The sequence below is a fragment of the Paeniroseomonas aquatica genome, from assembly GCF_030409335.1.
Lineage (GTDB): Bacteria > Pseudomonadota > Alphaproteobacteria > Acetobacterales > Acetobacteraceae > Belnapia > Belnapia aquatica.
Genome location: NZ_JAUFPN010000031.1, coordinates 1 through 770, shown reverse-complemented (window position 1 = coordinate 770; position 770 = coordinate 1). Strand labels below are relative to the sequence as shown.

Annotated in this window: 1 protein-coding gene; it reads right to left on the bottom strand. The window is 70.4% G+C overall.

Features of this window, described 5'->3' with window-relative positions:
- Positions 1 to 357: hypothetical protein (locus QWZ14_RS03285; protein WP_290315138.1), on the bottom strand; the 357-nt coding region annotated here is incomplete at its 3' end.
- Positions 358 to 770 lie beyond the last annotated feature (413 nt).

Genomic DNA, 770 nt, shown 5'->3' with positions numbered 1-770 from the left:
CTTGGCTGGGCGGCTGCCCTTGGTGCGGGCGATGCCCTCAAGCAGCATAATTAGGCGCGGGTGGCAGAGGTCGAGGGCGGTGCCGGCCAGGCGGTGGGCGGCCTGGATGGCGGCGAGCGCCACCCGCAGGCCGGAGAGGCTAAGGCCACGGTCGGCGGCATGCACCGCATACATGGCGATGGTCTCGGGGTCGCCGGCGAGCGGCGGCCGGCCGAGGCTGTTGCACCAGGCCTCGTAGGCCCGCCAGGCGGAGCGGTAGGTGCGGCGGGTGCCGTTGCCGCGGGCCCGCGTCGCATAGACCGCAGCGCGGGCGGCCAGCGCCTGCAGCGTCGCGGCCTGCTCGGGGCTGCCGGGCACCTGGAGGTCGCCGAGCAAGCTGGTCGAGAGGGTGACGGTGCCCGGGCCGGTGGTGGGCTCCGGGGGCAGGGCAGGGGGCTTGGCGGTGGGATCGGGCTTGGCTTGAGCCTAGCGCCGCGTTGTCATGTCCGCAAATAGCGTTTAGCGGACGGAATGGGGGCTGAATACAGCTAAGCACCGTCCAGGCCGGAAAGAGTTCCAGATATCAACGGGTTACAGGCATTTGAGTGACGAGAAGTATATTATCGTGCCTTCACTATAGCGTCTTCTTAATTGCCGCAGTTGCGCCCGCCGTGGCAGGCTCGCGCGGCCGCCGGCAGGACCGGCCGGGGCAGGGGACCCAGCGCCATCACCACCCACCACGCCACCACCGAGCGCCCACAGTCGGCGCATACCCGCCGCGCCTATGCCGC